Raw genomic sequence first — 21,683 nt, forward strand, 5'->3', positions numbered from 1 at the left:
GGTCGGTCGGTCGGACCTCTCGGTCGGTCGGTCGGTCAGAAGGCCAGCGCCTGCGCGCGGCGCCGGACCTCCGTGGTCCGGTGCTCGGCCCGCAGCGCCTCGACGGGCGTGCCCGGCAGCGAGGGGTCGGGGGTGAAGAGCCAGCGGAGGGTCTCCGCGTCGGAGTAGCCGGCGTCGGCGAGGACGACGGCCGTGCCGCGCAGCCGCGGCAGCGGCACGGGGACGACGAGGGCCGTGGGCACGCAGTCGGCCCGGGGGCGACCTCGTCGCACGGCGACGAGGTCGCGGTCGGAGACCATCCGCCGCACCTGGGACAGGGCCAGCCCGAGGTGCTCGGCGACCTCCTGGACGGTCATCCACCCGTCGACGAGCTGCTCGAGGTCGGCGAGCGGCACGTCCCCGCGGGTGCCGTCCCCTCCCTGCCGGCTGTCCTGCTGGGGCTCCTGGTCGGGCGTGCTCACCCTCCGAGCGTGCCACGCCCCGGGCGGCGGCGACGCCTGCAGTCGGACGTGGCCCGTGCCGACCCGTCCTGACGAACCGCGCCGTGCCGGTGGCGCCGTGCCGGACCCCGCCGTGACGGGCTCCCCGAGGTCCCCCGGGAGATGGAGTTGCACGCCTGTAAGTCGCTGCCTCTCAGCAGGTGTGGGGTACGTTCCGTCACAGCAGCATCACGAGCCCCATCGAGCACGTCTGTCACACCACGACCACCGACCCCGGACCCGCGCCGCACCCCCCGACAGGACGGGAGGCCGCCTGCGGGACCGCACCGGGCCGCGCGCCCGGAGGACACGACGAGGACGCCATGACGACGCCCCCCGCCGCTGCGGCGACCATCCCGGCCGAGGCCGCCCCCCGACGCGACGACGACCGGGGTCGGGCGTCGTCCCACCCCGTCGGGCCGACCCGTCGACGTCCGCTGTCCCTGGTGCTCGCCGCCGCGCTCGGTGCGGGCGGCCTGCTCCCGGCCACCACGGCCGCGAGCGCGGACGACGCCCCCGAGCGGCGCCCGGCCCAGGACCACCGCGAGGGCGCGGGGCAGGCCCGGCGCACGGCCCCCGGCCCCGCGGTGCAGCTCGCCGCCCCCGTGGCGCTCGCCGCCGCGGCCGCCCGCCGCTACGTCGTGCAGCCGGGCGACACCGTGAGCGGCATCGCCGCGCGCAGCGGCCTCTCGCAGCGCGACGTCGTGGCCGCCAACGGGCTGGACGCGAGCGGCGCGATCCGCGCCGGGCAGGTCCTCGTGCTCGACCGGGCGGCCGCGGCGGCGGCGACGCCGGGCGGCACCTACGTGGTGCGGGCCGGGGACACCGTGTCCGGCATCGCGGCCCGCACCGGCACCAGCCAGCGCGCCGTCGTCGAGGCCAACGGCCTCGACGCCCGCGCCAGCATCCGCGAGGGACAGGTCCTGCGCCTCGCCGGCGGCGCGCCGGCCCCGACCCGCAGCACCCCCGCCCCGACGCGCGCCACCACGACCTACACCGTCCGCCGCGGCGACACCGTCTCCGGCATCGCCGCCCGCACCGGCACCAGCCAGCGCGCCATCGTCGAGGCCAACGGCCTCGACGCCCGCGCCAGCATCCGCGAGGGACAGGTCCTGCGCCTGACCGGCGGCGCGCCGGCACCGACCCGCAGCACCCCCGCCCCGACGCGCGCCACCACGACCTACACCGTCCGCCGCGGCGACACCGTCTCCGGCATCGCCGCCCGCACCGGCACCAGCCAGCGCGCCATCGTCGAGGCCAACGGCCTCGACGCCCGCGCCAGCATCCGCGAGGGACAGGTCCTGCGCCTCGCCGGCGGCGCGCCGGCCCCGACCCGCAGCACCCCCGCCCCGACGCGCGCCACCACGACCTACACCGTCCGCCGCGGCGACACCGTCTCCGGCATCGCCGCCCGCACCGGCACCAGCCAGCGCGCCATCGTCGAGGCCAACGGCCTCGACGCCCGCGCCAGCATCCGCGAGGGACAGGTCCTGCGCCTGACCGGCGGCCCGGTCCCCGCCGCGGCCCCGACGCCGGCTGCGCCGGCGCAGCCGGGCAGCTACGTCGTGCGCCCCGGGGACACGCTCAGCACCATCGCGCGCCGCCAGGGCACGACCGTCGCCGCGCTGCGCCAGGTCAACCCCGGGGTCGGCGCCGACGGGCTGATCCGCGTCGGGCAGCGGCTGTCCGTGCCCGGTGGGTCCACGTCGGCCGCGCCCGCGGGCGCGCCCGTGCCCTCTACCTTCCTCGGCCGCACCTACCCGCCGTCGACGACGGGCTCGGCGACCGCCAACCGGGACGCGCTGCGCGCACGCCCGGTCCCGAGCCGGGAGGAGATGCGCGCCCTCGTCGTGGCCACCGCCCGGCGGTGGGGCGTGGACCCGTCGCTGGCCCAGGCCGTGGCGTTCCAGGAGTCCGGCTTCAACATGCGCGCCGTCTCGCCCGCCAACGCCGTCGGCGTCATGCAGGTCATCCCCTCGTCCGGGCGGTGGGCCGCCGACCTCGCCGGCGAGGACATCGACCTGCTCGACCCCCAGGACAACGTGACGGCGGGCGTCGTGATCCTCCGCTCGCTCGTGCGCAGCGCGCCGGACCAGGCCACGGCGATCGCTGGCTACTACCAGGGGCTCGGCTCGGTCCGCAGCCGCGGCATGTACCCCGACACGCGCCGCTACGTCGCGAGCGTGCAGACGCTCCAGCGCCAGTACCGCTGAGCGGGCGGCCCCGCGCGTCCGGGGGGCCCGCGCGCGGCGCCTCGGGCGGCGGGACGCCGATCCCTAGACTCCGCGCCATGGCAGCCGGGGCGACCGCGGGCGGCGACCCGCTCGTGGGCGCGGTCGTCGACGGCCGCTACCGCGTCTCCCGACGCATCGCCCGGGGCGGGATGGCGACGGTGTACCTGGCCACGGACACCCGCCTGGACCGGGACGTCGCGCTCAAGGTGATGCACGCGCACCTCGCGCAGGACCCGGAGTTCGTGGCCCGCTTCCACCGCGAGGCCGTGGCCGCGGCCCGGGTCGCGCACCCCGGCGTCGTCGCCGTCTACGACCAGGGCCGCGACGACGACGCCCGGCACGGGGTGGGGGCGGGGGTCGTCTACCTCGTCCTGGAGCACGTCCCCGGCTCCACGCTGCGCGACCTCCTCGCCGAGGAGGGGGCCCTGCCGGTGGGGACGACGCTCGCCGTCCTGGAGCCCGTGCTCGACGCCCTCGCCGCGGCGCACCGCGCCGGCGTCGTCCACCGCGACGTCAAGCCCGAGAACGTGCTGCTGACCGACGACGGGCGCGTCAAGGTCGCCGACTTCGGCCTGGCGCGCGCCGCGAGCTCGCACACGTCGGCGCACACGAGCGGCGTGCTCATGGGGACCGTCGCCTACCTCTCCCCCGAGCTCGTCGAGCACGGGAGCGCCGACGCGCGCAGCGACGTCTACGCGGCCGGCATCACGCTCTTCGAGATGCTGACGGGCTCGCAGCCGTTCACCGGCGACGTCCCCATCCACGTGGCGCACCAGCACGTGACGCGCGACGTCCCCGCGCCGAGCGAGCTCGTGGCGACCGTGCCGCCCGAGCTCGACGACCTCGTCCTGTGGATGACCGCGCGCGACCCCGACGAGCGCCCCACCGACGCGCGCGAGCTCGTCCACGAGGTGCGCGCCCTGCGGCGGGACCTGCCCGACGCGGTGCAGGACGCGGCCCCCCGGCGGACCGGTCGCGCCCCCGCACGGGGGGCAGGAGCCGGCGACGCACGGGGAGGACCGGACCGGGGGACGACCCGGGCGTCGAGCTCGACCACCGCCCTGCCCGTGCGCCACGAGCACGTCGCCGCCCTGCCCGTCGGCGAGGCCGGCGCGGTCGAGGACGCGTCGGGCCCGCCCACGGCCACCGCCGCCCTGCCCCGGCCCCGCAGGCAGGAGCGTCAGGGCCGGCAGGAGCGTCAGGGCCGGCAGGAGCGTCAGGGCCGGCAGGAGCGTCAGGGCCGGCACGACCGCCGCGGGACGTCGGGCGGCGCGGTCGCCGCACCGCGCCCGCGCCGCCGGGGCCGGCGCGCGGCCGCCGCGGTCGTCGGCGTCGCCGTCGTCCTGCTCGCCGCCGGCGCCGCCTGGTGGGCGCTGCTCGGGCCCGGGTCCGACGTCCCCGTGCCCCCCACCTCCGGGCTCGACCGGGCCGCGGCCCAGCAGGCGCTGGGTGACGCGGGGCTGAGCTCGGAGGTCTCCGAGCGCTTCGACGAGGAGGCGCCGTCGGGCACGGTCATCGGCACGAACCCGGCCGAGGGCGCCGACGCGGGCCGCGACGAGGTGGTGCAGGTCTTTGTCTCCCGCGGCTCGGAGTTCTCCCTGGTCCCGGACGTCGTGGGCTCGGGCCTGTCCGCGGCGCGCGACGCCGTCGAGCAGGTCGGCCTCACGCTCGAGGAGGCCGAGCCCGCCTACGACGAGCAGGTGCCCGAGGGCTCCGTCGTCAGCCAGGACCCGACGAGCGGCGACGAGCTGCGCCGCGGCGAGGCCGTCGACGTCGTCGTCTCCCTCGGGCGGGAGCCGGTCGACGTCCCCGACGTCGTCGGGCGCTCCCGCGGGGAGGCCGTCGCCGCGGTGCAGGGGGCCGGGCTGGACGCGGTCGTCACCGAGGAGAACAGCGACGACGTCCAGGAGGGCGACGTCGTCGCGCAGAGCCCCGAGGACGGGACGCTCTTCGCCGGGGACGACGTCCGGCTCGTCGTCTCGCTCGGTCCCGACCTCGTGACGGTGCCGGACGTCGTCGGGCTCCAGCTGGACGACGCCCGCGCGCAGCTGGAGGGCGCGGGCTTCGCCGTCGAGGAGGAGAGCGTCCTCGGCGGCTTCTTCGGCACGGTGCGCGAGCAGAGCGTCACCGGTGGCACGGAGGCGGAGCCCGGCACGACGATCACGCTCACGGTCGTCTAGAGGACAGCCGGGGTGGCCACCGCGCCCCCGGGCGGCCCCGTCAGCCCGGGCCGGGGTCAGCCCAGGCCGGGCTCCTCGTCCTCCTGGTAGGCGTACCGCTCCTGGCGCCAGCAGTCGCCCACCGCGTGGTAGCCGCGGTCCTCCCAGAAGCCCCGCTTCACCTCCGTGAGGTACTCCCACCCGCGGAACCACTTCGGGCCCTTCCACGAGTAGAGGTGCGGCAGGACGAGTCGCACGGGGTAGCCGTGCTCGGGCGTGAGCGGCTCTCCCCCGCGGTGCGTCGCCAGGAGGGTCCGCGGCGAGGTGAGGTCCTCGAGCCGGACGGTGGCGGAGTAGCCGTACTCGGCGTAGACGAGGACCGCGGTGACGTCGTCGGCCGGCGGGTGCCGGTCGACGAGGTCCCGGGTGGGGACGCCCTCCCACTCGTTGTCGAGCACGCTCCACCGCGCGGCGCAGTGCAGGTCGGCCCGCACGCGCCTCCTCGGCAGGGCGCTGAAGGCCTCGTGGTCCAGGACGTGCCGGCCGCCGTCGCGGGTCGCGCCCTCGACGACGAGGGTCCACCGCTCCGGACGGAACCGGGGCACCCTCCCGTAGTGCATGACCGGCAGGTCGGGCAGCTGCCGCTGACCGGGGGGGAGCGTCCGCGGGGGCGTGAAGGCCCCCAGCGGCGCCGCGGCGCCCGCGTCCACGCCGCGCCCCGCGCCCGGCGGGTCCGCGTCGTGGTCCGGGCCGCGGTGGTCCTCGTGCGAGGAGCCCCCTCCCCCGTGCCTCACGGCTGCTGACGCCTCCCCGGCCCGTCGGGCTCGTCCGGGAGGCCGGCGAGCAGCTCGGCGAGGACCTCCCCGGCCCGGGCCGCGTCGTCGTCGTCCACGTCGAGGTGGGTGACCAGCCGTAGGATCCGGGGCCCGAGCGAGGAGACCCGCACGCCGCGGCCCGCGGCCCGCGCCGCGACGCCGGCGGCGTCGGGCACGTCGAGCACGACGATGTTGCTGCGGACGGCCGCCGGGTCGACGCAGCCCGGCCGGGCGTCGGCGCAGGTCCGCGCCAGCGCGGCGGCGCGGCGGTGGTCGTCGGCGAGACGGTCGACGTGGTGGTCGAGGGCGTGGAGGCCCGCCGCCGCCAGCACGCCGGTCTGCCGCATCCCGCCGCCGAGCCGCTTGCGCAGCGTCCGCGCGCGGGCGACGCGCTCGGCGCTGCCCGCGAGCAGCGAGCCCACCGGCGCGCCGAGGCCCTTGGACAGGCACACCGAGACGGTGTCGGCGCAGGCGCCGTAGTCCGCGAGGTCGACGCCGTCGGCGACGGCGGCGTTCCAGAGCCGGGCGCCGTCGAGGTGCACGGCGACGCCGGCGGCGCGCGTGCGCTCGCGCAGGTCCGCCAGGGCGGCGAGCGGCGTGATGGTGCCCCCGCCGAAGTTGTGGGTGTTCTCGACGGCGACCGCAGCCGTGGAGACGAGGTAGGGCCCCGCGTCCGGCGTGAGCATGGCCTCGACGACGTCCGGGTCGACCAGCCCGGCGGGTGCTCCGGGCCGCGGCACGGACGGCCACGTGCGGGTCGTGACCCCCCCGAGGGCGGCGTGCGCGCCGAGCTCCGCGCGCACGACGTGGGCGAGGCTGTCGCAGATCAGCTCCTGCCCCGGCTCGACGAGCGTCCGGACGCCGAGGACGTTGGTCATCGAGCCGCTGGGGGCGAAGACGGCGGCCTCGTGGCCGAGCAGCGCCGCCACCCGCTCCTCGAGCGCCGTCGTCGTCGGGTCCTCGCCGTAGACGTCGTCGCCGACCTCCGCCGCCGCCATGGCCGCCCGCATGGCCGCCGTCGGTCGGGACACGGTGTCCGAGCGCAGGTCGACCCCCCGGCGCCCCGCCGCGGGGGCGGTGCCCGAGGAGGACGGGGCGGAGGCGGGCGACGACGCGGTACCGGCACCTCGACGGGTCGTCACCGGCGCCTCAACGACCACGGAGCATGTCCGCCGCGAGGAAGGCCAGCTCGAGGGACTGCTGGTGGTTGAGCCGGGGGTCGCAGAGGGTCTCGTAGCGGGAGGCGAGGGCGGCGTCGTCGATGTCCAGCGACCCGCCGAGCACCTCGGTGACGTCGTCGCCCGTCAGCTCGATGTGCAGGCCGCCGGGGACGGTGCCGGCGGCACGGTGCACCTCGAAGAAGCCGCGGACCTCGTCGACGACCTCGTCGAAGCGCCGGGTCTTGTACCCGGAGGACGAGGTGAAGGTGTTGCCGTGCATGGGGTCGCAGACCCACAGCGGCGTGCGGCCGGCGTCGTCGACCGCGCGCACGAGCTCGGGGAGCACGTCCCGGATGCGCCCCGCCCCCATCCGCGTGACGAAGGTCAGACGGCCCGGCTCGCGCTCGGGGTCGAGCCGGTCGGCGAGCGCGAGGGCCTGCTCCGGCGTCGTCGTCGGCCCGAGCTTGACGCCCAGGGGGTTGCGCACGCGCGAGAGGAGGTCGACGTGCGCGCCGTCCACGTCCCGGGTGCGCTCGCCGATCCACAGGAAGTGCGCCGACACGTCGTAGGGCAGCCGGGTGCGCGAGTCGATGCGGGTCAGGGCGCGCTCGTAGTCCAGCAGCAGCGCCTCGTGGCTGGCGAACATCTCCGTGCTGCGCAGGGCGTCGAAGTCGGCGCCGCACGCGGCCATGAACGCCATGGCCCGGTCGATCTCGCCGGCGAGGTCGGCGTACGCCGTCGTCGCGCTGTTGGCGACGAACCCGCGGTTCCACTCGTGCACCTGCCGCAGGTCGGCGAAGCCGCCGGAGGTGAAGGCGCGGATGAGGTTCAGCGTGCTCGCGGCCGTGTGGTACGCCTTCACGAGCCGCTGCGGGTCGGGGGTGCGCGCCTCCGGGGTGAAGGCGAAGCCGTTGACGGCGTCCCCGCGGTAGGCGGGGAGCGTGACGCCGTCGCGGGTCTCGGCGTCGCTGCTGCGCGGCTTGGCGAACTGCCCCGCCATCCGGCCCATCTTCACGACGGGCAGGCTCGCCCCGTAGGTGAGCACGACGGCCATCTGCAGGACCGTCTTCACACGCCGGCGGATGGCGTCGGCCGTCGCGTCGGCGAAGGTCTCGGCGCAGTCCCCGCCCTGCAGGACGAACGCACGGCCCTGCGCCGCCTCGGCGAGACGGCTGCGGAGCCGGTCGACCTCGCCCGCGAAGACGAGCGGCGGCAGCGCGGAGAGCTCCGCGGTCGCACGCTCCAGCGCCTCGGCGTCCGGCCACGCCGGCTGCTGCACGCGTGGCAGGTCGCGGTGGGCGTCGAGGCCGCCCACGCTCGCCGGCGCGGGGGCGGAGCCCCCGCCGAGGTCGTCGTCGAGGAGGTCGGCGGGCGGTGCGGGCGCGGTGCTCACGGCCGCCAGGGTAGGCGCCGCGTCCGACGGCCCCGTCCGCCCGTCCGACCGGTGGTCCCCGCGCCGGACGCGCGCCGGGTCACGCCGACGCCCCGCTCAGGGGGCCACCCGTCCGTTGCGCTCGAAGGCGGCGTACGTGACGGGCATGAGCCCGCGCCAGACCTCCTCCATCACCTCGGCGCACATCTCGATCTCGCGCTGGGGGAAGGAGGGGAAGGTCGAGCCCTCCCGCTGCGTGCGCAGGGACAGGAAGTTCATCAGCGCCCGCGCGTTCATCGTCACGTACATCGAGGAGTACGTCGTCACGGGCAGGACGACACGAGCGACCTCGCGGGCGACGCCGGCGTCGAGCATCGCGCGGTAGGCCTCGTACGCCCGGGTGCTGGCCGCACGGACCTCGCTCTCGACGAGGGCGTGCTGGTCGGGCGTGCCCGCCGTGAAGCGGTAGGCGCCGGGCTTGCCCTCCTGCACGAGCCGCCGGTCGCGGCCCGGGACGTAGAAGACCGGCCGCAGCTCGCGGTAGCGCCCGCTCTCCTCGTTGTAGGAGGCGATCCGGTGCCGCATGAACTCGCGGAAGACGAAGATCGGCGCCTGCACGTAGAAGGTCATCGACGTGTGCTCGAAGGGGCTGCCGTGCCGGTCGCGCATGAGGTAGTTCACGAGCCCGGCGCTGCGCCGCTGGGCGTCGCCGTCGGCGGTGAGGTCGGCGCCGACGTCGTCGCGGCTGGCCTCGCCCTTCGTGGACACCCGCGCCGCGAACAGGACGTCGGCGTCGCTGGCGCTCGCGCGGACGAGCTCGACGACGACGTCGCTGCGGAAGACGGGCTCGGGCGCGGCGTCGCCGCCCGCACCGCTGCCCGGCGGGCCCGGCTCGGCGGTGCCCCCAGGAGTCGCCCCCTGGACCGCCTCCTGGCGGGCGACCTCCTGCTCCGGGCCGCCGCTCCCGGCGCTCACGCGCCCACCACGCGGACGCCGTCCTCGGCCACGAGGACGCGGACCCGGCCCAGGTCACGGACGACGACGTCGGCCGCGAGCCCGTCCGCGGCGGTCGTCGTCGTCACGCCGAGCGTCGCGCAGCCGGCCGCACGGGCGGCCGCGACGCCGGCGGGCGCGTCCTCGACGACGAGGCAGCGCGCCGGGTCGACGCCGAGCCGCTGCGCCGCGAGGAGGAAGGGCTCGGGGTCCGGCTTGCCGCGGACGACGTCGTCGGCCGTGACGAGGACGGCGGGCGCCTCGACGCCGGCGGCCCCCAGGCGGGCGAGGGCCAGCGGGCGGGTGCACGACGTCGCGATGGCCGCGCGCGCCGCCGGGAGGGCGGCCAGCGCGGCCAGGGCGCCGGGCAGGGCGCGGATGCCCTCGGTGTCCTGCGTCTCCAGCTCGGTGATGCGGGCCACGCCCTCCTCGACGCGGTCGGCCGGCAGGAGCGCCTGCGCGATGGCCCGAGCGGGCACCCCGTGCCACCCGAGGAGCTGCTCCGCGTCGATGCCCATCTCCTGCGCCCACCGGGCCCAGCAGCGCTCCACCGACGGCGTCGAGTCGACGAGCGTGCCGTCCATGTCGAACAGGACGGCGGCGAAGGGGACGCGGCCGGGGTGCAGCAGCTCGCCCGCCGACGGCGAGACCTCGTCCGGGGGCGCCGCCGCCTCGACGGGCTCCGGAGCCGTGCCGTCGGGGGCTCCGGCCGGGGCCGGCTGCTGCGTCGTGGCGCGGGGGGGCATGGCCCCGCACCCTACGGGCGCGCGGTGACGCGCTCCCCGCCCTGCCAGACCCGCGGCCCGGCGCGGGCGACGGCCTCCGCCGGGCCGCGAGGCCGCCCCGCGGCGGGCACGGCCCCGTGCCCAGGCCCCGTGCCCGGGCCCTGTGCCTGGGCCCCGTACCCGGGCCGCGTGCCTGGGCCCTGTGCCTGGGCCCCGTGCGAGCATCGCGCGCGTGAGCGCCCCCTCCGCCCCGCCCGCCCGTGGCGCCCGGCTGCGCGCGCCGTCGCGACTGGTGGGGGTGGACGCCGCGCGGGGGGTCGCGCTGCTCGGGATGGTCGCCACGCACGTCCTGCCGCTCGAGACCTACGACGCGGACGGCTTCGAGACGGGCGCGAGCCTCACGGCGGTGCTGGCCGCCGGTCGCGCGTCGGCGCTCTTCGCCGTCCTCGCCGGGGTCTCGCTCGCGCTGGCGGGCGGGGGCACCCGGCCGCCCGTCGGCCGCGGCCTCGCGCGGGCCCGCCGCGGCGTGGCCGCCCGGGCGGGCGTCGTCGCGGCCGTCGGGCTCCTCGTGGGCTCCTTCGGGGCCCCGGTCGCCGTCATCCTCGTCAACTACGGGCTGCTGTTCCTCGTGGCCCTGCCCTTCCTCGGCTGGGGGCCTCGCCGGCTCGTGCCGCTGGGCGCCGCCTGGCTCGTCGTCGTGCCGGTGCTGCTGCACCCGCTGCGGGGCGCCCTGCAGGGGGCGGGCCTGCTCTCGCTGCGGCCCGGCAGCAGCCCCACGCCGCTGTCCCTCGCGGACCCCGTCGAGCTCGTCGGCCACCTCCTGCTCACGGGGTACTACCCGGTGCTCTCGTGGGCAGGCTTCCTCGTGCTCGGCCTCGGCGTCGGCCGCCTCGACCTGCGGCGCGCGGGCACCGTCGTCGTGGTCGCGCTGGGTGGTCTCGCGGCGGCGCTCGTCGCCTGGGCGTCCTCCGCGGCGCTGCTGCCCCTCGCCGCTCCCTCGCTCGAGGTCCCCGCCGGCTTCCCCACCCCCGCGGAGACGCTCGGGACCGCGCTGCAGACCGGCTTCTACGGCACGACCCCCACGACGTCGTGGTGGTGGCTGGTGGTCGACGCCCCGCACTCGGGGACCCCGCCGGACATGGTCGGCGTCGCGGGCAGCGCCCTCGCCGTGCTCGGCGCCGTCCTGCTGCTGGCCCGTGTCGCCCGCCCGGTGGTGTGGCCGTTCGCGGCCATGGGCTCGATGACGCTGACGCTGTACTCCCTCCACGTCCTGTCCCTGGGCGTCCTCGTCGGCTACGAGGTGGCCACCGCCTCCCCCGGCCCGGACCCCTCCGTGCTCTACACGGTGCAGGTCGTCGGACTGCTCCTCGTCGGCGGCCTCTGGCAGCTCACCGGCCGCCGCGGCCCGCTCGAGGGCCTCGCCGCCGCGGCCTCCCGCGCCGCCCGCGGCCCCGACCGCTGAGAAGCTGTTCGCAGGAGGTGACCGCAGACGGTCGTCTCCTGCGAACAGGTCTTCACCTCGTGCTCAGGTGACGGCGCAGCACCGCCACCACCCTCGCCTCATCGAGGCGCAGGGCGCGGGCCGGGATGCGGAGGAGGAGGTCGCCCCGGTCGCCGGTCTCGGCGGCCCGCAGCAGGTCGTCGTACCAGCGGGAGGGGTCGAGGTGCCCGGTGCCGTCCACCTCCAGCACGAGCCGGCGCCCGCCCTCCAGGGCCCACTCGGCGTCCAGGTACCGCCGCCTCCCCGTCCCGTCCTCCCGGACCGCCTGCCGCACCGGCACGGGAAGACCGTTCCGGCGGCAGAGACGCACGAGGTCGACCTCGGACATCGCCTGCGACCCGCCGGCCAGCTCCGCCAGCACGGAGGCCAGCTCGCGGCGGTGCCGGACCGCTCCGGCCCCGTCGAGCGCGGTCTGCAGACGCGCCGGCGTGCTGAGCCGCTGCTGCACGACCGCCGCCAGCAGACCCCCGGCCGCCCGTGGCGCGGTCGTCCAGCTCGCGGCGTCGACGGCCGCTCGCTCCACGCGGTGGACCCGCATCGACGACCGCAGGACGACGTCCTCCTCCCGGCACCGCCGTGAGACGTGGTGGACGACGCCGTCCGGGGAGGGACGACTGCGGCCGGCCGGGAGGACGACGTGGACGCGGGGGCGCTCCCAGCCCTCGAGCCCCTGCACGGCGAGTGCCGACCACGCGGCGAGGGCAGCCGCCGGGCCTCCGTCCACGAGGGCGACCCACCGTCGTGCCGCCGCGTCCACGGGACCGCCGTGGAGCACCACCGCAGTCGGCCCCACCGTCCGCCACCGCCCGGACCCGACACGGCGCCGGACGACGTCGGGCCCGAGCCCCGCGGCCCTCAGCTGCGCACGGGAGACCACGCCGGCCTGGTCCTCCGCGAGGCACGCCAGCTCCGTCGAAATCTCCGTCCGCCGCACGGGTCGAGGGTGGCGCGGACGTCCGAGGAGCGCCGGAGCCCTGTGGACGACGACCTGTTCGCAGGAGGTGACCGCAGACGGTCATCTCCTGCGAACAGGTCGCCGGCTCGTACGTCAGGGGTGCAGGGAGATCGCGTGGCGCGCGGCGGCGCGGGCGCGGCGGCGGTCGCCGGCGGCGTCGTAGGCGAGGGAGAGCCGGAACCATCGGGCCCAGTCGCCGTCGTCCTGCTCGACCTCGGCCCGGTAGCGGGTGAACAGGCGCTCGGCGTCCTCGCGGACCACCCGGCCGGACGGGTGCCGCTGCAGGTCGTCGACGGGCAGGCCGCCGCTCGCGGCGAGCTCGTCGGCCAGGCGCTGCGTCGCGGCGCCGAAGAGGATCTCCCGCACGACGGCCCAGCCGACGAGCAGCGGGACGAGGAGGACGGCGACGCCGAGCAGGACGCCGACGACCTCACCGGTGGCGAGCAGGCGGACGCCCTGCTGGACGAGAAGTCCGAGGTAGAGCGCCGAGAGCAGCAGCAGCACGGCGAGCACGGCCCTCGTCCGCCCGCTCCCGCGGCGACGCGCCCCGCGCTCGGGCGCGCGACCGTCCTCACCCGCTCCGTCACCTGACGGCGCCATCAGCCGTCCAGGTCCAGCAGGTGCTCCAGGCCCACGAGCAGGCCCGGGCGCTCGGCGACGCGCCGCACGGCGAGCAGGACGCCGGGCATGAAGGACTCCCGGTCGAAGGAGTCGTGCCGGATGGTGAGCTGCTCCCCCGGCCCGCCGAGCAGGACCTCCTCGTGCGCGACGAGCCCGCGCAGCCGGACGCTGTGCACCCGGACGCCGTCGACGTCGGCGCCCCGTGCGCCGTCGAGACCGGTGGACGTCGCGTCCGGCGCCGCACCCAGACCGGCGGCCCGGCGCGCCTCGGCGATCCCGCGCGCCGTGCGCACGGCCGTCCCCGACGGCGCGTCGACCTTGTCGGGGTGGTGCAGCTCGACGACCTCGACGGACTCGTAGAACCGCGCCGCCTGGGCGGCGAACCGCATCGCCAGGACGGCGCCCACGGCGAAGTTCGGCGCGACGAGCACGCCCACCCGCGGCTGCGCCCCCAGGGCCTCGCGCACGACGTCGAGCCGTTCGTCGGTCCAGCCCGTCGTCCCGACGACGGCGTGCACCCCGTGGCGCACGCACCAGTCCACCTGCGCCGGGGCGGCGTCCGGCACCGACAGCACGACGGCGACGTCCGCGCCCGCGACGGCGTCCACCGGGTCGTCGCGGTGCACGCGGGCGACGAGCTCGAGGTCGTCCGCGGCCTCGACCGCGCGGCACGCCGCCGTCCCCATCCGCCCTCCCGCGCCAACGACGGCGACGCGCAGGGGCGCCCGCCCGGGCTCGGCGCCGCCGCTCACGCGTGCGCCCCGGCGACGGTGGCCGACGGGGTGCTGCGGTGCGCGGCCCCCGCGCCCGAGGACGGCGCGACGTCGTCGAGCACGAGCGCGGTGGCGAGCGCCGCCTCGACGGCCTCGCGGCCCTTGTCCTCGCGGCTGCCGGGGAGGCCGGCGCGGTCCAGCGCCTGCTCGACCGTGTCGACGGTGAGGACGCCGAAGCCGACGGGCGTGCCCGTCCGCACCGCGACCTCGGTCAGGGCCTGCGTCGCCGACTGGCAGACGTACTCGAAGTGCGGCGTCCCGCCCCGGACGACGACGCCGAGCGCCACGACGGCGTCGACGCGCGGCGCGAGGCGCGCCGCGGCGACGCCGAGCTCGACGGTGCCGGGGACGCGGACCTCGGTGACGTCGCGGACGCCGGCGTCGGCCAGCGCGGCCCGGGCGCCCTCGACGAGCCCGTCCATCACCTCGACGTGCCAGCTCGCGGCGACGACGGCGACGCGCAGGCGCGCGGCGCCCTCGAGCGCGCCGGCCCGGGGCGCGCCCTCGCCGCTCACGCGGCGTCCCCCGACGTGCCCTCCGCCGTGCCCTTCCCGGCTCCGAGGGGCAGCAGGTGCCCCATCCGGTCGCGCTTGACCTCCAGGTAGCGGCGGGCCTCCGGGCCCGCGGGCACCACGAGGGGCACCCTGCCGCTGACGACGACGCCGTGCTCGGCCACGCCCTCCTCCTTCTCCGGGTTGTTGGTGAGCAGCCGTGCGCTGCGGACGCCCAGGGCCCGCAGGACCGCGGCGGGCGCGCCGTAGCGGCGTGCGTCCACCGGCAGCCCGAGGCGCAGGTTGGCCTCCACGGTGTCGGCGCCCGCGTCCTGCTCGGCGTAGGCCGCCACCTTCGCGGCGAGCCCGATGCCGCGGCCCTCGTGGCCGCGGACGTAGACGACCACACCGGCGCCCTCGGCGGCCACGGCGGCGAGCGACGCTCGCAGCTGCGGCCCGCAGTCGCAGCGCCGCGAGCCGAGCGCGTCACCGGTCAGGCACTCGGAGTGCACCCGGACGAGGACGTCCTCGGCGGGCAGCTCCCGCACCTCGCCGTCCGGGCCCTCCGGGACGAGGGCGAGGTGCTCGAGGCCGGTCGCCGGCTCGACGAAGACGCGCGCCGTGAAGCGCCCCGACGCCGTCGGCAGGCTCGCCACCGCTCCGGCGACGACGGCGCCCCGCTCCGTGGGGACCGCCTGCGGGGCACCGACGGCGGCGAGGTGCTCCGCGAGCTGCGCGATCGTCACGAGCGGGAGGCCGTGGGCGTCCGCGAAGTCGCGGCAGCCCTGCCCGCGGAGCATGCCGCCGTCGGGGTCGTCGTCGTCGACGAGCTCGGCGATGAGCGCCGCGGGGGCGAGGCCGGCGAGGCGGCAGAGGTCGACGGCCGCCTCGGTGTGCCCGGGGCGCTCGCGGACGCCGCCCGCGCGGGCCCGCAGCGGCAGGACGTGACCGGGTCGGCGCAGGTCGTCCGGGGTCGCGGCGGGGTCGGAGAGCACCCGCAGGGTCCGCGCCCGGTCGGCGGCGCTGATGCCGGTCGTGGTCCCCGCGACGGCGTCGACGGTCACCGTGTACGCCGTGCCCTGGGCGTCGCCGGCGGCGCGCCGGGTCCCGGCCCCCATGAGGGGCAGCTCGAGGCGGTCGGCGACCTCCGGCGCGAGCGGGGCGCACAGCAGCCCGCTCGTCCGCCGGACGACGAGGGCGACGGCGGCCGGCGTCGCGAGCTCGGCGGCGAGCACGAGGTCGCCCTCGTCCTCGCGGTCCGGGCCGTCGAGGACGACGACGTGCCGACCCGCGGCGAGCGCGGCGACGGCCTCCTCGACCGGGTCGACGCGGATGCCCGGACGGTCAGGGGCGGTGCTCACCGGGTGGAGCCCGGGAGGACGCCGGCCGCGCCGAGCAGGCGCTCGACGTGCTTGGCGAGGACGTCGACCTCGAGGTTCACGGCGTCGCCGACGGCGCGCTCGCCGAGGGTGGTCGCGGACAGCGTCGTCGGGATGAGCCCGACCTCCAGCCAGGAGCGCTCGGCCGACAGGTCGAGGGTGCGACCGTCGACGTCGAGCCCGTCGGGGCCGTCGTCGCCGACGCCCGTGACGGTGAGCGACACGCCGTCGACGGTGATGGAGCCCTTCTCGGCGACGTAGCGGGCCAGGGCGTCCGGCACGGAGAAGCGGACGCGCTCCCAGCGCTGCGACGACGTGCGCGCCACGACGTGCCCCACGCCGTCGACGTGGCCCTGGACGACGTGCCCGCCGAGCCGCGCGTCGGCGCGCAGCGCGCGTTCCAGGTTCACCGGGTCACCGGGACGACGGGCCCCGAGACCGGTGCGGCGCAACGTCTCCCCCATGACGTCCACGGCGAAGACGCCGTCGACGACCTCACCGGTGACGGTCAGGCACACGCCGTCCACGGCGATCGAGTCCCCCTCGCGCGCGTCCGCGACGACCAGCGGGCCGCGCACGTGCAGGCGCGCGTCCTCACCGCTCCCCTCGAGCGCGACGACCTCGCCGCGCTCCTCCACGATCCCCGTGAACATCTGGCTCCTCCTCGCCTCGGCCGACGGGCCGGACGCCGCACCGGCGCGGTGCCACGAGGACGTGCGGGGGCAGCCCGCCGCGGCCTGCGGCGGTCGGCGGGCGGGGGACGGCGACGACGTCGGCCCGCGGCGGGCGGGCGCCCGGCGGTCGACGACGGAGCACGCCCCCGCACCACCGCGTGCTGCCTCCCCTCCGGACTGTCACCGTCGGTCCCGGAGTTCCACCGGGTCGGCCGGGGCGCGCGGCGCACCTGGCAGGTGCGCGCGTCGCCGCGGTTCGCGGACTGTCACCGCCGGTTCGGAATCCCACCGACCCCGGGAGCACGCGCTGGACGGGCGATGGCCACGTCGAGCAGGCCCCATCGTGCCACCCCCGGACGAGACCCCGTCGACGTGCCCACCCGGGTGGCCGTGCGCACCGCACGACGTCGGCGACGTGCGAGGCACGACGCCCCCCAACCGCACGAAGTCGTCGACGTGCGAAGAACGACACCTCCTACCCGCGAGAAGTCGTCGAAGTGCGAAGAACGACACCTCCTACCCGCGGGAAGTCGTCGAAGTGCGAAGAACGACGCCTCCTACTCGCGAGAAGTCGTCGAAGTGCGAAGAACGACGCCTCCTGCCCGCGAGAAGTCGTCGACGTGTGAGGAGGGGCGGAGGGAGGGAAGGGGCGGGGCCGTCGTCAGGGGGCGACGGGCACCGGGTCGGCGTCGAAGGGGCCGACGACGACGAGGGAGCGCGGCTGGTCGAGCAGGTGCTGGGCCATGGCGACGACGTCGTCCGCCGTCACCGCGGCGATCCTCGCGAGCGCCTCGTCCAGGCCGGTGAAGCGGCCGTGGACGAGCTCGGCGCGCCCGAGGCGCGTCATCCGGGCGCCGGAGTCCTCCATGCCGAGGGCCAGCGCGCCGGACAGCTGGCCTCGGCCGCGGCGCAGCTCGTCGTCCCCGAGGCCGTCCCGCGCCAGCAGCGCCCACTGCTGGGCCATGAGCTCCACGACCTGCGGGACCCGTGACGGCGTGCAGCCGGCGTAGACGCCGAACAGGCCGTCGTCGGCGTAGCCGGTGTCGAAGGCGTAGGTGGAGTAGGCGAGGCCGCGCTTCTCCCGGACCTCCTGGAACAGCCGCGAGCTCATGCCGCCGCCCAGGACGGCGACCATGACGCCGAGGGCCCACCGACGCTCGTCGGTGGCGGTGAGCGCCGGCCCGCCGAGCAGCACGTGCGCCTGCTCGGTGTCCCGCTCCACCGTGAGGACGCCGCCGGGCAGCGTCGCGCTCGGCACGGGCACCCCCGCGGTGGTGCTCCGGCGCGGCAACGGCTCCGTCGCCCCGGCCGAGGGCCAGCCCGCGGTCGTCAGGGAGCGCTCCACGAGCGCGCAGACGGCGTCGTGCTCGAGCCCGCCGGCGGCGGTCACGACGAGGCCCTCGGGCACGTAGTGCTCGCCGTAGTGCGCCGTGATGGCGTCACGGGTGGTCGCCTCGATGTCCGCGGGCGTGCCGCCGATGGGTCGCCCGAGCGGCGTGTCGCCGTGGACCAGCGTCGAGAAGCGCTCGTGCGCGACGTCGTCGTCGTCGTCCTCCGCCGCCGCGAGCTCCTCGAGGATCACCGAGCGCTCGGCGTCGACGTCCTCGCCGCGCAGAGTCGCGGACGTGACCATGTCCGCGACGACGTCGACGGCGACGGGCAGGTCGGCGTCCAGGACGCGGGCGTAGTAGGAGGTCGACTCCTTGCCCGTCGCCGCGTTGGCGTCGCCGCCGACCTCGTCGAGCGCCGCCGCGATGTCCATGGCCGAGCGCCGGCGCGTGCCCTTGAAGAGCAGGTGCTCGAGGAAGTGCGTCGCGCCGCGCTCGTGGTCGCCCTCGTCCCGGCTGCCGACGCCCACCCAGGCGCCGAGGGTGGCCGAGCGCATGCCCGGCACCGCCTCGGTGAGGACCCGGACGCCGCCGGGCAGGACGGTGCGGCGCACGCGCGCACCCGCCTGCCCGGCGGCGTCGGTCTCGAGCCAGCCCTGCGGGCCCTCGAGGGAGCCGAGGTCGACCGGGGCCATCAGGCCCCGGCCTCCCCTCGGGCTCCTGTCGTGCTGGTCGTGCGGGAGGTGGGAGCCGCCATCAGATGTTGGCGGCCTCCGCCTGCCGGCCCTGGGCGTCGCCCGAGTCGTCGGACCCGTCGGCGCCCTCGGCGAGGACCGGCTCCAGCGACAGCTTGCCGCGCGAGTCGATCTCGGCGATCTGGACCTGGACCTTGCTGCCGACGCCCATGACGTCGTCGACCGAGTCGATCCGCTTGCCGCCGACCATCTTCCGGATCTGGGAGATGTGCAGCAGCCCGTCCTTGCCCGGCGTCAGCGAGATGAAGGCGCCGAACGTCGTCGTCTTGACGACGGTGCCGACGAAGCGCTCGCCGACCTCCGGCATCTGCGGGTTGGCGATGGCGTTGACCATCGACCGCGCCGCCTCGGCGGACGGGCCGTCCGTCGCACCGATGTAGACCGTGCCGTCGTCCTCGATGGAGATGTCCGCGCCGGTCTCGTCCTGGATCTGGTTGATCATCTTGCCCTTCGGGCCGATGACCTCGCCGATCTTGTCGACCGGGACCTGGACGGTGATGACGCGCGGCGCGTGCGGGCTCATCTCGTCGGGGGCGTCGATGGCCTCGGCCATGACGTCGAGGATGTGCAGCCGCGCGTCCCGGGCCTGCGTCAGCGCGGACGCCAGCACCGAGGCGGGGATGCCGTCGAGCTTGGTGTCGAGCTGGATCGCGGTGACGAACTCCCGGGTGCCGGCGACCTTGAAGTCCATGTCCCCGAAGGCGTCCTCCGCACCGAGGATGTCGGTGAGCGCCGCGTAGCGCGTCTCGCCGTCCACGGTGTCGGTGATGAGGCCCATGGCGATGCCCGCGACCGGCGCGCGCAGCGGCACACCGGCGTTCAGCAGCGACAGCGTCGAGGCGCAGACCGAGCCCATCGAGGTGGACCCGTTGGAGCCCAGCGCCTCGGAGACCTGGCGGATCGCGTAGGGGAACTCCTCACGGCTCGGCAGCACCGGCATGAGCGCCCGCTCGGCGAGCGCGCCGTGGCCGATCTCGCGACGCTTGGGCGAGCCCACGCGCCCGGTCTCCCCGGTGGAGAACGGCGGGAAGTTGTAGTTGTGCATGTAGCGCTTGCGCGTCACCGGGCCGAGCGAGTCGATCTGCTGCTCCATGCGCAGCATGTTCAGCGTGGTGACGCCGAGGATCTGCGTCTCGCCGCGCTCGAACAGCGCCGAGCCGTGCACGCGCGGCAGCACCTCGACCTCGGCGCCCAGCGTGCGGATGTCGGCGAGGCCGCGCCCGTCGATGCGGACGCCGTCGCGCAGCACCCGCTGGCGCACGAGCGCCTTCGTCAGCGACCGGAAGGCCCCGGAGACCTCCTTCTCGCGGCCCGCGAAGGAGTCGGCGAGCTCTCCGCGCACGAAGTCCTTGACCTCGTCGACCGCGGACTCCCGCTCCTGCTTGCCCGCGATGGTCAGGGCCTGCGCGAGGCGCTCGGAGCCGGCCTGCTCGACCGCCGCGTACGCGTCGTCGGAGTAGTCCAGGAAGCGCGGGTACTCGCGCACCTCCTTGGCGGCGGCGTCGGCGACCTGCTGCTGCGCGGCGCAGAGCTGGGCGATGACCGGCTTGGCGGCGTCGAGGCCGGCGGCCACGACCTCCTCGGTCGGCTTCTGCGCGCCCTCGGAGACCAGCGTCCAGGAGCCCTCGGTCGCCTCGGCCTCGACCATCATGATCGCGACGTCGGCGTCGTCGCCGGAACCGACGACGCGGCCGGCCACGACCATGTCGAAGACCGCGCGCTCCATCTGGCTGTGCTTGGGGAAGGCCACCCACTGGCCGTCGACGAGCGCCACGCGGACGCCGCCGATCGGGCCTGAGAACGGCAGTCCCGAGAGCTGCGTGGACAGCGACGCGGCGTTGATGGCCAGGACGTCGTAGGCGTCGTCCGGGTGCAGGGCCAGCACCGTGATGACGACCTGGACCTCGTTGCGCAGCCCCGAGACGAAGGACGGGCGCAGGGGCCGGTCGATGAGGCGGCAGGTGAGGATCGCGTCGGTGCCCGGTCGGCCCTCGCGACGGAAGAAGGAGCCGGGGATGCGCCCGGCGGCGTACATGCGCTCCTCGACGTCCACCGTCAGCGGGAAGAAGTCGAAGTGGTCCTTGGGGTTCTTGCCGGCCGTCGTGGCCGACAGGAGCATCGACTCGCCGTCGAGGTAGGCGGCCACCGAGCCGGCGGCCTGCTTGGCGAGGCGGCCGGTCTCGAAGCGGATGGTGCGCGAGCCGTGCGCGCCGTTGTCGATGACGGTCTCGACAGCAGTGGGCTCGTCGGTCTGGGTCTCCACGAGGAGGTCTCCGTTCGTCGGGGGGCGGGGTCCCGGTCGGGAGCCCGCCGCGCCCCGCGACGACGGCCGTCCTCGGCCAGTTCCCGATCGAGGCCCACGGGGAGGCGCGCTGGTCGCGCGCCGCCCGGGGGCCACCACCGAGGACCGGCTGACGGCTCGTCGGCGCCTTCGCCCGCCGTGCGGCGCGAGCCGGGGCGGGGGGGCGGGGTGGTTCTGGTGGTGCAGCAGCCACGGGGGGCGGCGTGTTCCGCACGGGACGGCGACGTCCCACGGGCGGCTGCGGGAGGCGCCCGCGGGCGGCGGCCTGACGGCGCCGCCCCCGGACGCACCGACGCCGCCCCCTCGGGCGAGGGGGCGGCGTCGGGGGGTCAGCGTCGGAGGCCGAGGCGACCGATCAGCTCGCGGTAGCGGTTGACGTCGGTCTTGGCCACGTACTTGAGGAGCCGGCGGCGCTGGCCGACCAGCAGCAGCAGCCCGCGGCGGCTGTGGTGGTCGTGCTTGTNGGGGTCAGCGTCGGAGGCCGAGGCGACCGATCAGCTCGCGGTAGCGGTTGACGTCGGTCTTGGCCACGTACTTGAGGAGCCGGCGGCGCTGGCCGACCAGCAGCAGCAGCCCGCGGCGGCTGTGGTGGTCGTGCTTGTGCTCGCGCAGGTGCTCGGTCAGGTCGCTGATGCGACGGCTGAGCATGGCGACCTGGACCTCGGGCGAGCCGGTGTCGCCCTCGTGCGTCGCGTACTCGGTCATGATCTTCTGCTTCGTGGCGGCGTCGAGGGGCACTGCTCTCCTTGGGGTCGTTGCGCGGCGCTCCGGGGCTGGTCCACCCGGGCACTCTGGCTCCGCGGCCGATCGGACGGCTCTCTTACGTTAGCAGCGCCGGGCCCACCCCTCCTCGACCGGCCGGCCCGGCTCCCGTCGGGGTGGCGGCGTCCCATGTCCACGCCCACGGCTGCGGCGCAGCCGGCAGGTCAGACATCCCAGGGGCTGGGGATGTCAAGCGGCGGCCGCG

At 76.8% G+C, this 21,683-nt stretch carries 18 protein-coding genes, 1 pseudogene and 1 riboswitch; of the genes and pseudogenes, 3 read left to right on the forward strand and 16 right to left on the reverse strand.

Annotation, left to right across the window (positions count from 1 at the left end):
- Positions 1-35: 35 nt before the first annotated feature.
- Positions 36-461, reverse strand: coding sequence for an Rv2175c family DNA-binding protein (locus WDZ17_RS11250; protein WP_339575252.1), 426 nt, complete (start codon positions 459-461; stop codon positions 36-38).
- A gap of 341 nt (positions 462-802) precedes the next feature.
- On the opposite strand from WDZ17_RS11250, the gene WDZ17_RS11255 reads away from it, so the two are divergent.
- The gene (locus tag WDZ17_RS11255; RefSeq protein WP_339575253.1) at positions 803-2,692 is read left to right on the forward strand and encodes a LysM peptidoglycan-binding domain-containing protein; all 1,890 of its coding nucleotides are present in this window, start codon (positions 803-805) and stop codon (positions 2,690-2,692) included.
- A 77-nt stretch (positions 2,693-2,769) separates the two neighbouring features.
- Positions 2,770-4,893, forward strand: a complete 2,124-nt coding sequence (gene pknB, locus WDZ17_RS11260; protein WP_339575254.1) for a Stk1 family PASTA domain-containing Ser/Thr kinase — start codon at positions 2,770-2,772, stop codon at positions 4,891-4,893.
- Positions 4,894-4,949: 56 nt separating this feature from the next.
- Here the strand turns inward: pknB and WDZ17_RS11265 are convergent, their stop codons facing one another.
- From WDZ17_RS11265 to WDZ17_RS11285, 5 genes are all read right to left on the reverse strand, one after another.
- The gene (locus WDZ17_RS11265; RefSeq protein ID WP_422631961.1) at positions 4,950-5,582 is read right to left on the reverse strand and encodes a molybdopterin-dependent oxidoreductase; all 633 of its coding nucleotides are present in this window, start codon (positions 5,580-5,582) and stop codon (positions 4,950-4,952) included.
- A gap of 80 nt (positions 5,583-5,662) precedes the next feature.
- Positions 5,663-6,733, reverse strand: a complete 1,071-nt coding sequence (locus tag WDZ17_RS11270) for a threonine aldolase family protein (protein ID WP_422631962.1) — start codon at positions 6,731-6,733, stop codon at positions 5,663-5,665.
- 103 nt (positions 6,734-6,836) lie between these two features.
- Positions 6,837-8,162, reverse strand: coding sequence for a class II 3-deoxy-7-phosphoheptulonate synthase (locus WDZ17_RS11275; protein ID WP_422631963.1), 1,326 nt, complete (start codon positions 8,160-8,162; stop codon positions 6,837-6,839).
- 174 nt (positions 8,163-8,336) lie between these two features.
- The gene (gene thyX / locus WDZ17_RS11280) at positions 8,337-9,194 is read right to left on the reverse strand and encodes an FAD-dependent thymidylate synthase (protein ID WP_339575258.1); all 858 of its coding nucleotides are present in this window, start codon (positions 9,192-9,194) and stop codon (positions 8,337-8,339) included.
- Positions 9,191-9,958 (reverse strand): HAD-IA family hydrolase, encoded by a 768-nt coding sequence (locus WDZ17_RS11285; protein ID WP_339575259.1) that lies wholly within the window; start codon positions 9,956-9,958, stop codon positions 9,191-9,193. Before WDZ17_RS11285 ends, thyX begins: the two co-directional genes overlap by 4 nt.
- A gap of 211 nt (positions 9,959-10,169) precedes the next feature.
- Between WDZ17_RS11285 and WDZ17_RS11290 the strand changes: the two genes are divergently transcribed.
- Positions 10,170-11,399: a heparan-alpha-glucosaminide N-acetyltransferase domain-containing protein gene (locus WDZ17_RS11290; RefSeq protein ID WP_339575260.1), complete on the forward strand. Its 1,230-nt coding sequence runs from the start codon at positions 10,170-10,172 to the stop codon at positions 11,397-11,399.
- A gap of 52 nt (positions 11,400-11,451) precedes the next feature.
- Here the strand turns inward: WDZ17_RS11290 and WDZ17_RS11295 are convergent, their stop codons facing one another.
- The 10 genes and pseudogenes from WDZ17_RS11295 to rpsO form a co-directional block, all read right to left on the reverse strand.
- Positions 11,452-12,372: a putative endonuclease domain-containing protein gene (locus WDZ17_RS11295; protein ID WP_339575261.1), complete on the reverse strand. Its 921-nt coding sequence runs from the start codon at positions 12,370-12,372 to the stop codon at positions 11,452-11,454.
- A 114-nt stretch (positions 12,373-12,486) separates the two neighbouring features.
- Positions 12,487-12,906 carry a hypothetical protein gene (locus WDZ17_RS11300; protein WP_339575262.1) on the reverse strand — a complete coding sequence of 140 codons (420 nt, stop codon included), beginning with the start codon at positions 12,904-12,906 and terminating at the stop codon, positions 12,487-12,489.
- 86 nt (positions 12,907-12,992) lie between these two features.
- Positions 12,993-13,766 (reverse strand): 4-hydroxy-tetrahydrodipicolinate reductase, encoded by a 774-nt coding sequence (dapB, locus tag WDZ17_RS11305; protein ID WP_339575263.1) that lies wholly within the window; start codon positions 13,764-13,766, stop codon positions 12,993-12,995.
- Entirely contained in the window at positions 13,763-14,302 is a 540-nt protein-coding gene (gene ribH / locus WDZ17_RS11310) for a 6,7-dimethyl-8-ribityllumazine synthase (RefSeq protein ID WP_339575264.1), read from the reverse strand. The genes dapB and ribH overlap by 4 nt, the downstream gene beginning before the upstream one ends.
- The gene (gene ribB / locus WDZ17_RS11315) at positions 14,299-15,639 is read right to left on the reverse strand and encodes a 3,4-dihydroxy-2-butanone-4-phosphate synthase (protein ID WP_339575265.1); all 1,341 of its coding nucleotides are present in this window, start codon (positions 15,637-15,639) and stop codon (positions 14,299-14,301) included. Before ribB ends, ribH begins: the two co-directional genes overlap by 4 nt.
- Complete coding sequence (locus tag WDZ17_RS11320; RefSeq protein ID WP_339575266.1) at positions 15,636-16,310, reverse strand: riboflavin synthase; 675 nt, start codon at positions 16,308-16,310, stop codon at positions 15,636-15,638. Before WDZ17_RS11320 ends, ribB begins: the two co-directional genes overlap by 4 nt.
- A gap of 177 nt (positions 16,311-16,487) precedes the next feature.
- Positions 16,488-16,637, reverse strand: a riboswitch (FMN riboswitch).
- A gap of 355 nt (positions 16,638-16,992) precedes the next feature.
- Entirely contained in the window at positions 16,993-18,354 is a 1,362-nt protein-coding gene (locus tag WDZ17_RS11325) for a M16 family metallopeptidase (protein WP_339575267.1), read from the reverse strand.
- A 61-nt stretch (positions 18,355-18,415) separates the two neighbouring features.
- Positions 18,416-20,677 carry a polyribonucleotide nucleotidyltransferase gene (locus WDZ17_RS11330; RefSeq protein WP_339575268.1) on the reverse strand — a complete coding sequence of 754 codons (2,262 nt, stop codon included), beginning with the start codon at positions 20,675-20,677 and terminating at the stop codon, positions 18,416-18,418.
- 368 nt (positions 20,678-21,045) lie between these two features.
- A pseudogene (locus WDZ17_RS11335) lies at positions 21,046-21,177 on the reverse strand (30S ribosomal protein S15); the annotation flags it as partial.
- A gap of 7 nt (positions 21,178-21,184) precedes the next feature.
- The gene (gene rpsO, locus WDZ17_RS11340) at positions 21,185-21,454 is read right to left on the reverse strand and encodes a 30S ribosomal protein S15 (RefSeq protein WP_339575269.1); all 270 of its coding nucleotides are present in this window, start codon (positions 21,452-21,454) and stop codon (positions 21,185-21,187) included.
- Between the last annotated feature and the right edge of the window lie 229 nt (positions 21,455-21,683).

The sequence above is a fragment of the Pseudokineococcus basanitobsidens genome (genome assembly GCF_037482545.1).
GTDB classification, from domain to species: domain Bacteria; phylum Actinomycetota; class Actinomycetes; order Actinomycetales; family Quadrisphaeraceae; genus Pseudokineococcus; species Pseudokineococcus basanitobsidens.

What these genes read in the sequence shown, in the direction of transcription:
- WDZ17_RS11320 (WP_339575266.1), bottom strand. Translation starts at nt 16,310, where the DNA reads ATGTTCACGGGGATCGTGGAGGAGCGCGGCGAGGTCGTCGCGCTCGAG.
- WDZ17_RS11285 (WP_339575259.1), bottom strand. Translation starts at nt 9,958, where the DNA reads ATGCCCCCCCGCGCCACGACGCAGCAGCCGGCCCCGGCCGGAGCCCCC.
- WDZ17_RS11325 (WP_339575267.1), bottom strand. Translation starts at nt 18,354, where the DNA reads ATGGCCCCGGTCGACCTCGGCTCCCTCGAGGGCCCGCAGGGCTGGCTC.
- WDZ17_RS11255 (WP_339575253.1), top strand. Translation starts at nt 803, where the DNA reads ATGACGACGCCCCCCGCCGCTGCGGCGACCATCCCGGCCGAGGCCGCC.
- pknB (WP_339575254.1), top strand. Translation starts at nt 2,770, where the DNA reads ATGGCAGCCGGGGCGACCGCGGGCGGCGACCCGCTCGTGGGCGCGGTC.